We start from the raw sequence: 11841 nt of genomic DNA on the forward strand, positions 1-11841 counted from the left end.
CGGTCAAATAAACAGTTTACGTGCCTGAATCATTTCTTCCACACGTGCAGGCACCAAATATTTGATAGATCGGTTTGCTCTTATCATTTTCCTGATAAGGGTAGCCGATATGTCCATCTCCGGCGCTTCTATCAACCGCACATTTGAGTGCTCCGTCAAATCTGATTTCTGAGCATTGGGCCTGGGGTAAACAATCAGCCCATAGTGATCCAAAATTACCTGATGATTCTTCCACTTGGTGAACGAGCCCAGGTTATCCTCCCCGATAATCAGGGTAAAGCTATGATCGGGATGCTTTTCAGTCAATACGGCCAAGGTGTCCACTGTGTAGCTGGGCCTGGGCATCTGAAACTCCACATCACTCGCCCTGAAATGGTAGTCATCCTCAATGGCGGCCTGTACCAAATCATATCGGTCAAACTCGTGTAGGAGGTTCTTATTTTTTTTGAATGGATTTTGCGGCGATACGATAAACCATACCTGATCCAGCTCTGTAGACTGATGAGCCACATTGGCAATAATCAAATGCCCAACATGGATAGGATTGAAAGATCCGAAAAAGAGTCCAACTTTCATTTGAGGAAATCATTTACAACCTGCTCAGCTTCCCTGAAAGCGGTCTTCAAATCTCTATTGATCAGCTCATAATCGAATTTCTCAGCGTATTGCATTTCAGCCTCTGCTTTGCCGACCCTACGCTCCAACGATTCTTTGGTTTCTGTTTGTCTCTTCTCCAGACGCTCGCGAAGCACATCCACACTTTCAGCATTTACGAAAACAGAGAGTGCCCTGTCTCCAAGTGCTTCCTTCAGGTTCACCCCTCCAATGACATCCACATCAAAAATCACATGATAACCTTCTGACCAAAGACGCTCCACCTCAGCTTTGAGCGTACCGTAGAATACCCCGGGGTACACCTCCTGCCACTCATACAGCTCTCCTGCCTCAAGCTTCTTGCGAAAGTCTGCCTGCGAAAGGAAATAATAATCCTTTCCGTCTTCTTCCATACCAGCCCTTTTGGCACGTGTAGTCGCGGAAATCGAAAATTTCAAATTGGGAATGGTCTCGATGAGATGCTTTACAATGGTGGTCTTACCGGCACCTGATGGTGCACAGAAAATTACTGCCTTGCCTCGGCTCATATGATCAGGCTGATTGAAAAACTTTATTTCTTATAGCTTGCGCCAGGTCAGCCGGTACTTTTTGATTGGTAAGTTTACTTCGCAACAGTTCTCTGATTTGTTTCTCTACTTCGTACTGCTCGAAGCAAACCATGCACTTATGAATATGGTTCTTCAGATAAATCTCCTGCTCCTCAGTGGCTTCATTGTCCAACATTAGATGTAGATACTGGAGGCATTTCGCAAACTCATTACAATCATTCGATCCTTTCTTCTCAGAGTTGTCTGACATGGTGATGCAATTATTTCACAAACTAAATAAATAAATATTATTTGTAGCCCATTGTTAAGGCATATGACTTCAGTTTCTCCTTCAGAAGGTTTCTGGCCCTGTGCAATCTGGACCTGACAGTACCTATCGGAATGTCCAGAATCTTCGCCATTTCCTCATAAGTAAACCCCTCCAGATCACAAAGAATAATCACCGTTCGGAAATCAACGGCCAATGCATTGAGCGCATTGGACACCTCATCCCCGATCATATCCTTCACCGCATCTATCCTCAGGTCTACTGTTCTGCTTTCATCAACATCTTCCGAATTGTAGAAGTTCTCTACTTCCTGATAATCTACTTTGGCCGGTTGTTTACTCCGCTTTCTGAAATCATTGATGAAGCTATTTTTGAGAATTCTATATAGCCACGCCTTGGCATTGGTGCCTTGCTGAAAAGAGTTGATAAACCGATATGCCTTCATGAAAGTATCCTGAACCAGGTCCTTTGCATCGTCCTGGTCGAAGGTGAGCCTGTAGGCGAAATTGTACATAGCATCTAAATGAGGCAGAAACTCATTGTCGAAAATGTTTTTTCGTTCTTTATCGGAATACTTACGCCTGATTACTTGTTCCTCGCTCATTTCTTTAATCTCCTCTGTTTGCCTAATAATAAAATCGAACTCTACACCAATTTGTTTAAGGTCATTTCAATGTACCTACACCTTTTTACGATTACACTCTTCAAATAGTTTATACTTATTCTAAATAAGAATGAACTTATTTACCCAACAAAACGGAGTTACCTCGGTACTCATTAATTTACGCTCTCTGTATTTACAACCCGACGTATCCTCTGGATTTCTGAAAGGAATAAAATGAAGCTCTCCACCATCATCATTACCTACAACGAAGCGCAAAACATCGAGCGTTGCATTCGGAGTGTGCAGAAAGTATCTGATGAAGTGGTGATCCTTGATTCGTTCTCTACGGATCGTACACCAGACATTTGCAGAAACCTCGGTGTACGTTTTGAGCAAAAAGCTTACTTAAACCAAATTGATCAGAAAAATCATGTCCTCACCCTGGCGCAATACGATCATGTGCTTTCACTGGATGGTGACGAAGCCCTCAGTGAGGAGCTGGCAGGCAGTATACTTCATGAAAAAGATCTGGGGTTCCCGAACCAGGCCTATTTACTCAACAGGCTATCGTTCTATTGTGGGAAGTGGATAAGACATGGTGACTGGTATCCCGATTGGAAAGTGAGGTTATGGAATAAGCATGAGGCGCACTGGGGTGGGAGCAATCCGCATGACAGGGTTTTTCCTAGGAAAGGGATCAAACCTAAAAAACTTCAAGGGGATCTACTTCATTTCACTTTTTCAACGCTCCAGGAGCACCAAAGGCAGGTCAAAAAGTATGCAGAAATCAGTGCCACCACATACTTTGGCAGCAATAGAAAATTTTCACTCGCCCGCATGATCCTGAGCCCCATCACTTCCTTTGTGAAAAGTTATCTTTTTAGGGGTGGTTTTTTAGACGGCCGACACGGCTGGCAAATCATCAGACTGGCTATGATGGAGAAATATTTAAAATACAAGAAGCTTCATCAGCTTCAAAAAATGAAGCACTAGCCAATAAGCTCCGTAAAGTACGCTTCATACTCTGTGACTGTTCTTTCTACTAAAAATTTTTCAATGGCATCTTTATAGGCCCTATTCACAAATTGCTCTCGCAAAATCTCATCCTCCGCCAGCCGCTGAATTTTCACAGCCAAATCCCGAGAATCCCCATTGTCAAAAAGGAACCCATTCACGCCATCTTGTATAATATCGGGAATCCCACCGAATCTTGAACCAATCACAGGAACCCTGCTGAGCATGGCCTCTACCAGTGCCAGACCGAACCCATCCATATGTGAGGGCAACACATTCACATGGGCCAACTGCAGGTAATGAAGTGCCTCCTCATGGCTCACCACGCCTGTAAATAGGATGCGTTGTTTAGGGCTTTCACTGGCTAGCCATTCCGCAAAATCGCCCTCATTAATCCCTACAAATAAAATACTGTAATCCTCCGGAAGGTATTTCAGTGCGCTAATGATTTCTCCTTGCAGTTTTTTCCTACTGATACAACAGATGATCTTACCGGTCAGGCCATGTACCCTCCTGAGCTCCTCCACGTTCTCCTTCTTTACATTCAGCAAAAGATCCTCTGGAACGCCGTTGAATATTACTTTCAGGTGAGCTTCATTATAACCCTTTGCCAAAAAAATATCTCTCAATCCTTTGCTTACCATCACAATACCTGAAGTCCCGGCCGTATGAAACCATCGTTTGATCCACGGCTCATTTCGTGGCCTTTGCCTTCTGGTGAAAACAATTTTCACATCCAATGCGAATGCCCACTTAGCAAGAATGGTGAGGTTGCGGTCTTTCCCGCCCTGTGCATTGATGAGGTCGATCTGATGTTTTCTGACGATGCGACCAACTGCCCGGACGGAGGCCAAATCCAGATAGGACGCAAAAGGCACATCATGACATTCAACACTTCCCAGTCTCTGGACCAAATCCCAAAGTAAAGAGCCCCTCCTACAGGCCAGATGAACCTCATGCCCTTTTCGGGCAAGGCCTCTAACGAGATAATAAATAGAATGGGTAGATCCGGCTACTCCGCCCTGGCACGTGGTGAAGAGTATTTTCATGGCATAAAAAAGGCGGCCTTCCATTAAGAAAAGCCGCCTTCTAAGATATTTAAAGTTGAGCGATTAATATCGGTAAGTATCCGGTTTAAATGGCCCGGCCACTGTCACTCCAATGTACTCTGCCTGCTCCTGAGATAGGGTTTCAAGCTCCACTCCTATTTTGGCGAGGTGAAGCGCTGCTACTTTCTCGTCCAAATGCTTAGGAAGCGTATAAACGGCATTTTCATAATTCTTCACGTTGGTCCACAGCTCTATCTGAGCCAGTGTCTGGTTGGTGAATGAATTACTCATCACAAAAGAAGGGTGTCCGGTAGCGCATCCGAGATTCACCAGTCTGCCTTCTGCGAGAAGAATGATTTCCTTACCATCAATATTATACAAATCTACCTGAGGCTTAATCTCCACCTTGGTACTTCCGTAGTTTCCATTCAACCAGGCTACATCAATCTCATTGTCAAAGTGGCCGATGTTGCAAACGATCGTTTTGTCATGCATGAGTTTAAAATGCTCTCCTCGGATGATGTCTTTGTTACCAGTGGCAGTAACAATAATATCTGCTCTAGGCACAGCATCCACCATTCTCTTTACTTCATAGCCGTCCATAGCGGCCTGCAGCGCACAGATTGGGTCTATTTCAGTCACGATCACTCTCACTCCTGCGCCACGCAATGAAGCTGCTGAGCCTTTCCCTACATCGCCATACCCGGCAACCACGGCTACTTTACCAGCCAGCATGATGTCTGTAGCTCTCCTGATCGCATCTACCAAAGACTCCTTACAGCCATATTTGTTGTCAAACTTCGACTTGGTGACCGAGTCGTTTACGTTGATAGCAGGCATTGGTAGTGTCCCTTTTCTCATGCGCTCATATAGCCTGTGGACACCAGTGGTAGTCTCCTCAGAAAGGCCATTAATCCCTTCTACCAACTCAGGGTATCTATCCAATACCATATTGGTAAGGTCTCCACCATCATCCAAAATCATGTTCAGAGGCTTACCACCCTCAAACGCGAATAGTGTTTGCTCTATGCACCAGTCAAATTCCTCCTCATTGAGGCCTTTCCATGCAAATACCGGCACACCAGCCTTAGCAATCGCCGCAGCAGCGTGATCCTGTGTTGAAAATATATTACATGAAGACCAGGATACTTCAGCTCCCAACTCCACGAGGGTTTCTATCAAAACGGCCGTTTGTATGGTCATATGCAAACAACCTGCTATGCGGGCTCCCTTCAGTATTTTTGAAGGTCCGTATTCTTCTCGTAAGGCCATCAGACCAGGCATTTCAGCCTCTGCCAACCTTATTTCGTTCCGGCCATATTCGGCCAGGTTAATGTCTTTTACTTTGTAGTTCAGCTTTTCTTCAATCATGACTCAATTTTTACAAGCGCAAAATTAATAAATTAAAAGTATTGGGTTGTTAATAGAGGAATGCTATTTCCTTCACATCGAAACGCCTGACGATATTGTTTGTTTTGACTGTAAGCCTGCCAGTATCGTCAATGCCAATAATTTCGCCTTCAAATATCCCTTCTTTATCCCGGAAAGAGTGGATTTCTCCACGCCACCTCATCAGCTTGTAATAGGCCCCAAGAAGGCCTCTGGTATCTCCTGATTTCAATTTCAGGTAATACTTTTCCAACTGCTGAATGATCTGCTCCAGTAACTCCTCTAGTTCGCAAGTCACACCACTTTCCATCAGAATGGAAGTGGCGGTTGCAAGAGGAAAGTGGGATTGATTGACATTTACGCCTATTCCTACTACCGCATCTGCTATCACACCACCTTCAATCATGGTCTCTACCAAAATGCCCGAGATTTTTTTATCACCCACATAGACATCATTTGGCCACTTCAATTCAACTTTGTCACTTACCCTTGGGACTAAGGCATCTACCACTGCCAATCCTGAAATGATATTTAATAGATATGCCTGTTTGGGCAAGAGTACTTTTGGTGTCAGATAAATGGAAAAAAGAAGGTTTTTACCGCGTTCGCTCAGCCAGGCGTTGCCTCGTTGTCCTTTTCCAGCTATTTGGTGTCCGGTGTGTAATACATGACCCTCATTAAGGGTTTCGCGACGGATTCTTAGCAGCAGCTCCTCATTGGTACTGTGACATTCTGGCAGGAATTCGAGCATTTTGCCTAGAAATAGCGGTTTGGCAAAGTATTTATGCAAAGTATATTAGTATTTTTGAAGATAAAGTAAGACTAAAAAATGATTGAATGCAGGTAAAAACAAAAGAAGCAATTAATTCCAGTAAATTAAGTGAACTGGTGGCGCAGGGTATGGTGGAGAAGAAGGCTTCTGATGTAGTGGTGATGGATCTTCGGGAAGTGAAAAACGCTGTAGCGGATTACTTTATCATCTGTTCTGGAAATTCTGATACTCAAATAGATGCAATTGCCGATTCTATAGAGGATGAGGTCTTTAAGCATTCTACTCAAAATCCCTGGAAAAGAGAAGGAAAAGAAAGCCGAGAGTGGATCATCATTGATTATGTAGATGTAGTTGCTCATGTTTTCAATAAAGAAAAGAGAAAATTTTACGGTCTGGAGGAGCTATGGGGCGATGCTAAAGTCACCCAGATAGACAAAGAGAACTAATTCACCTTCTGAGCGTTGTACGAATTAAACTTTTACAAATAGATAATGGCGGATAAACCGAGACAGAAAAACCCACTAATGGGTGGAAAGCCAAATAAACCCAACTATCAACTACTGATTATAGTAGGCTTGATTACCGTGGTTTTTGGATTTACATATTTCAGCCGTAGTAACACCACAGTTTCAATCTCTGATAAGCGATTTGAACAGATGGTCTTAGCTAACGATGTGAAAAAGGTCGTTCTCATCAAAAATCAGGATGAGGTGGAGGTCACACTGAAACCAGAGGCCCTGCAGAACACCAAATACAAAATAGAGTTAGAGGAACAATCCCCGTTTTCTACCAATAGCGGACCTCATTATAAATTCAAAATTGTAGACCCAACAATCTTCAATCAGAAGTTTAATGAGCTGATGGATAAACTACCCAAGGATCAGCAAATCGGGTATGAAGTAGACGAGCGGCAGGACTTTACCACCTTTATCTTCAACTGGGGATTCCTATTCCTGATCATCTTCGGGTTCTGGTTTCTGATGAGAAGAATGACAGGTGGTGGTGGCCCCGGTGGTCAGATTTTCAATATCGGGAAATCAAAAGCGGCACTTTTCGATGCTGAAAATAAAGTCAAAATCACATTCAATGATGCCGCCGGTCTTGAAGAAGCCAAGGAGGAAATCAAAGAGATTGTTGACTTCCTTCAAAACCCAGGGAAATTCACGACACTGGGTGGCAAAATTCCGAAAGGAGCCTTACTTGTAGGCCCTCCCGGAACAGGTAAAACCTTACTTGCCAAAGCGGTGGCTGGTGAAGCTGGCGTGCCTTTCTTCACACTTTCAGGATCTGATTTCGTGGAAATGTTTGTGGGTGTGGGTGCTGCCAGGGTAAGGGACCTCTTTAAGCAAGCCAAAGAAAAAGCACCTTGTATTGTCTTTATTGATGAAATAGATGCCATCGGCAGATCCCGGGGAAAGGGCCAAATGCCAGGCTCCAACGATGAGCGAGAAAACACCCTCAACTCTCTGTTGGTAGAGATGGACGGCTTTTCCACAGACTCGGGAGTAATCATACTGGCGGCAACTAACCGTCCTGATGTACTCGATTCTGCCCTGCTGAGACCTGGTAGATTTGACAGACAAATCAGTATTGACAAACCAGATATTATTGGCAGAGAAGCTATTTTCAAAGTACACCTGAAGCCAATCAAGCAGCACGAAAATGTGGATGCTAAAAAACTGGCAGCACAGACCCCCGGGTTTGCAGGAGCTGAAATCGCCAATGTATGTAACGAAGCAGCACTCATCGCTGCCCGACGTGACAAAAAGGCCGTTGATATGGCCGATTTTCAGGATGCCATTGACAGAGTCATTGGTGGACTGGAGAAAAAGAATAAAATCATCTCTCCTGAAGAGAAAAAAATCGTGGCATATCACGAAGCAGGTCACGCCGTGGCGGGTTGGTTTCTGGAGCATGCAGACCCCTTGGTAAAAGTGAGTATCGTGCCACGTGGTGTAGCCGCGCTGGGATATGCGCAGTATCTACCCAAAGAGCAGTTTCTCTATCAGACCGAGCAGCTCATGGATGAGATGTGTATGGCACTGGGTGGCAGAGTGGCAGAGGATTTGGTTTTCGGAAAAATCTCTACTGGCGCGCTCAGCGATCTCGAAAGGATCACCAAACTGGCCTACAGCATCGTCACTGTGTACGGTATGAATGATAAGATCGGGAACGTCTCGTTTTACGACAGTAAACAATCAGAATATAATTTCACCAAACCATATTCTGATGCCACGGCTGAGCTGATAGATAAGGAAGTGAAGAGCCTCATAGATCAGGCCTACGCCCGCACCAAGGAGCTGCTTAAAGAAAAAGGCAAGGAACTGGAGATCATAGCGAAGGAGCTGCTTGAAAAAGAGATTATTTTTCAGGGTGATCTTGACAGGCTGATTGGTAAGCGTCCTTTTGAGAATCAAACTACCTATGAGCGGTTTACTAATAATAAAAATGTAAACGACGAAAGGGATGAACAAGAGGCACTTGAAAAGCTAGAGGCTGAAAAAGCGAAGCAAGAAGAGCTGGCTAAGCTGAAAAGCAACGTAATCCAGGAGGTACAAAAAGAAGATGGTGCGGTAGACACCGAAACAGAGGAAGAACTGGAGGACAAAAAGCAGTCCTAAAAACATAAATACATTGCTTAAATTGGGAGCCCTAAAAGGCTCCCTTTTTTTATGGACTTACAGTTTTCTGATTTAGACCCTCAAAAAAAAATATACTTCGCCAGTGATTTTCACCTGGGAGCTCCAGATAGGATATCCAGCATGGAACGGGAGAAGAAAATCGTGCGATGGCTCACTGAAGTGAGCTCACACGCCGCTGGTATCTTCCTGGCCGGAGACCTGTTTGACTTCTGGTTTGAGTACAAGCATGTAGTCCCCAAAGGGTATTTGAGGTTTCTGGGTAAACTCGCCGAAATCAAAGACAAGGGTATCCCAATCATCATTTTCACCGGTAATCATGACCTGTGGATGGCGGACTACCTTACCCGGGAGCTGAACATTCCCATCATTCACCAACCTCAGTCTTTCCAGATCGGCCCTCATATCGTGCATATTGGCCATGGAGACGGTCTGGGGCCGGGTGATAAGAAATTCAAATTTTTCAAGAAAATATTCACCAATGGCCTGGCTCAATGGGCCTTTAGATGGCTCCACCCCGACCTAGGCATCTGGCTTGCCAACAAATGGTCTGACCACAGCAGAGATACCTGCTCCGATCCCCCTTTTAAGGGAGACGAGGAATGGCTGATCCAATATTGCAAGGAAATAGAAGCCAAGACTCATCATGATTTTTACATTTTTGGACACAGACACCTGGCGATAGAAGCACCCATCGGTACCCATTCTACTTATTTCAACCTTGGGGAATGGATCAACGGTAGCACCTACCTTGAGATGACCCAGGACAAAGCAACCTTAAAAACCTTTGAAAACTAAAGTCCTGATCTACACCTTATTATTACAGTTGAGCATGAGCTGTCTCGCTCAGGAGTGGACGCATGTCAAAACCATAAAGCTCAAAAATGAAATCACTGCACAGTCTGTAGATACGGACGGGAAGATATACCTCGGTACGATGGCCGGAGATATGCTTCGCTATGATCAGGATGGAAACGAGACTGAGCTCTACTCTGCTGTTGGTAATTTCCCTGTGACACTGATCAGCGCCTGGAACCGATTTAAGGTATTTCTTTTTTTTAAAAGTCCTCAACAATTCATTTTCTTGGACCGCTTCAGCACATCTCCCATCACCTATTCGCTTGCAGACTATCAGCGTCCCTTGGTAACCCTTTGTGCTCCCGGCATTGACAATAGCGTATGGGCACTGTCAGCAGACTACAATGAACTGAGAAAATACAACATTCAAAACTCCAATGTACTCCTATCTAATCCCTTACAAATAAACCTGAGTAACGCTAGTTACATGCAAGCCTATCAAAATCTAGTGCTCATCAGCGATACTCAGCAGGGCCTTCATTTTTTCGATCAGTATGGAAATTTACAGTTCAGCCATCCCGAAAAAGGTGTCTCCTATTTTCAGGTCATCAATGACCAATTGGTCTTTTTGGCCGGAGCATGGATTACTACAATTGATGTTTTTCGCCCGGGAAACATCACCAAAATAAAAGCCCCACTAGGGGGCTTTAATAATGTGCTGAAATGGGGGGATCGATATTACTTTATCGGAAAAGATCAGGTGTTGATCTACCAACTTACGTTATGACCCTCTGTACAATTCCAAAATTTTCTTTCTAAAAACGATGCTGTACTTGGAATTAATGAGCTCCAGTTCGGCCCTATTCTTGTTATTCAGGCTTTCCAAATAGGTATAAAAATCAGTATTTCCCGTCTCAAACCGCTTTTTCATAAACTCGAAGGTCTGTGTGGTAGCCGCCAGGTTTTCCTTAGCAGAGATGTAGGTGTTCTGGGCCGAAACCAAATCCAGATAAGCAGTTTGTACCAGGTTGGTGATCGTGTTCATAGCCTGCGATACCCCCAATTCGGCATTGGCCATTCCCACTTTGGCAATCTGAATACTATTGCTGGTTTGGTATCTGGAAAAGATGGGGATGTTCAATGAAAAATTCACATACTCAAATTCGTTAAACTCCATCTGTCTGGAAAAACTGGCATCCGGTTCAAAGTCGCCATTGGTGGGGTTTCGGGCTCCGTTAGATGAATAGTTAGATCCTATTCTTCCGAAAGCCGTAATCGTAGGGTACAATTGGGCTTTGGCAGACTTAAACTGATACCTCGACGCTTCGTAGGAGGAGCTTGCCGCTTTCAGTGCCGGGCTACTGCTCAGCGTTTCTTCCAACACTACCTCAAACGGATCTGCCTCGAGCAGGAGCTCGTCTTCCTGCACATCATAAGCCTGCACTTCTACCTCGCCATCATTGGGATTGAGCTGCATGGACTGAAACAGAGTAAGCAAATCTCTTCTCAGGGTATTTTCCAGATTGTTGAGCGTCAGTTTTTGATTGGCCAGCTGCCCCTGAAAATTGTATACTGACTCCAAATTACCCACACCCACAGATTCTCTTTTCTTCTCTCTCTCCAGTTGTGCTTCCAATAGCTCCACACGCTCTCTGGCTATTTTAATGTTCTCTTTGTCCAAAATCACACTGAGGTAGTAAGCCAAAATATTACTTTCCACATTGATCTCTGTATTCTTAATGGTCTCCGATGCAGCGACCAGTTCATGTTTCCGCTGACTCAGTTGAAAATGGTTTGAAAAACCATTGAACAAGACCATGCTGGAAGAAATATTGGGAGCAGAACTACTTGTGGTCTCAGATACCTGGCGAGCCGCATTAGGATCAAAGAAGTTACCGAAGAAATAGTCATAATTCACCCCGGCTGATATCGAAGGGAAAAAATTCATGATGGATTGTAGCCGATTAGATTCAGCCATGAGCTGACTATTGCGCGCCTGCTTCAACTGAATATTTCTCTCCAGTGCGGTCTGGATGCAGTCATCCAACGTGAGGACGGTCACCTCTTCTGTATCCTGTGCATGGGCCAGTACAGACATAGTAATCATCATGAAAATCAAAGTCTTCCTCATTTTCAGTTTATTTA

13 protein-coding genes are annotated in these 11841 nt (G+C 44.4%); 5 read left to right on the top strand and 8 right to left on the bottom strand.

The window, feature by feature from the left end; genetic code table 11:
• Positions 1-3: 3 nt before the first annotated feature.
• Genes nadD through GV030_RS20475 form a run of 4 tightly spaced genes read right to left on the bottom strand, consistent with a single transcriptional unit; the run spans position 4 to position 2035 of the window.
• Complete coding sequence (nadD, locus tag GV030_RS20460) at positions 4-576, bottom strand: nicotinate (nicotinamide) nucleotide adenylyltransferase (protein ID WP_159585211.1); 573 nt, start codon at positions 574-576, stop codon at positions 4-6.
• On the bottom strand, positions 573-1142 hold the full coding sequence (gmk, locus tag GV030_RS20465) for a guanylate kinase (RefSeq protein WP_159585212.1): 570 nt from the start codon (positions 1140-1142) through the stop codon (positions 573-575). Before gmk ends, nadD begins: the two co-directional genes overlap by 4 nt.
• A gap of 4 nt (positions 1143-1146) precedes the next feature.
• A complete protein-coding gene (locus GV030_RS20470) occupies positions 1147-1413 on the bottom strand; it encodes an anti-sigma factor (protein WP_159585213.1) in 267 nt (88 codons plus the stop codon).
• Positions 1414-1450: 37 nt separating this feature from the next.
• Entirely contained in the window at positions 1451-2035 is a 585-nt protein-coding gene (locus GV030_RS20475) for a sigma-70 family RNA polymerase sigma factor (protein WP_159585214.1), read from the bottom strand.
• Between the two features lie 234 nt (positions 2036-2269).
• Here GV030_RS20475 and GV030_RS20480 point away from each other — a divergent pair, with 234 nt between their 5' ends.
• Entirely contained in the window at positions 2270-3028 is a 759-nt protein-coding gene (locus GV030_RS20480; protein WP_159585215.1) for a glycosyltransferase family 2 protein, read from the top strand.
• On the opposite strand, the gene GV030_RS20485 is transcribed toward GV030_RS20480, so the two are convergent.
• The 3 genes from GV030_RS20485 to GV030_RS20495 all read right to left on the bottom strand — a co-directional run bounded on the left by GV030_RS20485 (position 3025) and on the right by GV030_RS20495 (position 6238).
• Entirely contained in the window at positions 3025-4098 is a 1074-nt protein-coding gene (locus GV030_RS20485; protein WP_159585216.1) for a glycosyltransferase family 4 protein, read from the bottom strand. The two genes, GV030_RS20480 and GV030_RS20485, sit on opposite strands and share 4 nt — an antisense overlap.
• A 63-nt stretch (positions 4099-4161) precedes the next feature.
• Positions 4162-5469, bottom strand: a complete 1308-nt coding sequence (gene ahcY, locus GV030_RS20490) for an adenosylhomocysteinase (RefSeq protein ID WP_159585217.1) — start codon at positions 5467-5469, stop codon at positions 4162-4164.
• A gap of 49 nt (positions 5470-5518) precedes the next feature.
• Complete coding sequence (locus GV030_RS20495; RefSeq protein ID WP_159585218.1) at positions 5519-6238, bottom strand: biotin--[acetyl-CoA-carboxylase] ligase; 720 nt, start codon at positions 6236-6238, stop codon at positions 5519-5521.
• 86 nt (positions 6239-6324) lie between these two features.
• On the opposite strand from GV030_RS20495, the gene rsfS reads away from it, so the two are divergent.
• The 4 genes from rsfS to GV030_RS20515 are packed head-to-tail and all read left to right on the top strand — an operon-like array spanning position 6325 to position 10483.
• On the top strand, positions 6325-6705 hold the full coding sequence (gene rsfS, locus GV030_RS20500) for a ribosome silencing factor (RefSeq protein ID WP_159585219.1): 381 nt from the start codon (positions 6325-6327) through the stop codon (positions 6703-6705).
• Between the two features lie 45 nt (positions 6706-6750).
• Complete coding sequence (gene ftsH / locus GV030_RS20505; RefSeq protein WP_159585220.1) at positions 6751-8880, top strand: ATP-dependent zinc metalloprotease FtsH; 2130 nt, start codon at positions 6751-6753, stop codon at positions 8878-8880.
• A 51-nt stretch (positions 8881-8931) separates the two neighbouring features.
• Entirely contained in the window at positions 8932-9696 is a 765-nt protein-coding gene (locus tag GV030_RS20510) for a UDP-2,3-diacylglucosamine diphosphatase (protein WP_159585221.1), read from the top strand.
• Positions 9686-10483 carry a hypothetical protein gene (locus GV030_RS20515; RefSeq protein WP_159585222.1) on the top strand — a complete coding sequence of 266 codons (798 nt, stop codon included), beginning with the start codon at positions 9686-9688 and terminating at the stop codon, positions 10481-10483. Before GV030_RS20510 ends, GV030_RS20515 begins: the two co-directional genes overlap by 11 nt.
• On the opposite strand, the gene GV030_RS20520 is transcribed toward GV030_RS20515, so the two are convergent.
• Positions 10478-11827 (bottom strand): TolC family protein, encoded by a 1350-nt coding sequence (locus tag GV030_RS20520; RefSeq protein WP_159585223.1) that lies wholly within the window; start codon positions 11825-11827, stop codon positions 10478-10480. The two genes, GV030_RS20515 and GV030_RS20520, sit on opposite strands and share 6 nt — an antisense overlap.
• Between the last annotated feature and the right edge of the window lie 14 nt (positions 11828-11841).

The organism is Marinoscillum sp. 108, assembly GCF_902506655.1.
Lineage (GTDB): Bacteria > Bacteroidota > Bacteroidia > Cytophagales > Cyclobacteriaceae > Marinoscillum > Marinoscillum luteum.

What these genes read in the sequence shown, in the direction of transcription:
- nadD (WP_159585211.1), bottom strand. Translation starts at nt 576, where the DNA reads ATGAAAGTTGGACTCTTTTTCGGATCTTTCAATCCTATCCATGTTGGG.
- gmk (WP_159585212.1), bottom strand. Translation starts at nt 1,142, where the DNA reads ATGAGCCGAGGCAAGGCAGTAATTTTCTGTGCACCATCAGGTGCCGGT.
- GV030_RS20470 (WP_159585213.1), bottom strand. Translation starts at nt 1,413, where the DNA reads ATGTCAGACAACTCTGAGAAGAAAGGATCGAATGATTGTAATGAGTTT.
- GV030_RS20475 (WP_159585214.1), bottom strand. Translation starts at nt 2,035, where the DNA reads ATGAGCGAGGAACAAGTAATCAGGCGTAAGTATTCCGATAAAGAACGA.
- GV030_RS20480 (WP_159585215.1), top strand. Translation starts at nt 2,270, where the DNA reads ATGAAGCTCTCCACCATCATCATTACCTACAACGAAGCGCAAAACATC.
- GV030_RS20485 (WP_159585216.1), bottom strand. Translation starts at nt 4,098, where the DNA reads ATGAAAATACTCTTCACCACGTGCCAGGGCGGAGTAGCCGGATCTACC.
- ahcY (WP_159585217.1), bottom strand. Translation starts at nt 5,469, where the DNA reads ATGATTGAAGAAAAGCTGAACTACAAAGTAAAAGACATTAACCTGGCC.
- GV030_RS20495 (WP_159585218.1), bottom strand. Translation starts at nt 6,238, where the DNA reads ATGCTCGAATTCCTGCCAGAATGTCACAGTACCAATGAGGAGCTGCTG.
- rsfS (WP_159585219.1), top strand. Translation starts at nt 6,325, where the DNA reads ATGCAGGTAAAAACAAAAGAAGCAATTAATTCCAGTAAATTAAGTGAA.
- ftsH (WP_159585220.1), top strand. Translation starts at nt 6,751, where the DNA reads ATGGCGGATAAACCGAGACAGAAAAACCCACTAATGGGTGGAAAGCCA.
- GV030_RS20510 (WP_159585221.1), top strand. Translation starts at nt 8,932, where the DNA reads ATGGACTTACAGTTTTCTGATTTAGACCCTCAAAAAAAAATATACTTC.
- GV030_RS20520 (WP_159585223.1), bottom strand. Translation starts at nt 11,827, where the DNA reads ATGAGGAAGACTTTGATTTTCATGATGATTACTATGTCTGTACTGGCC.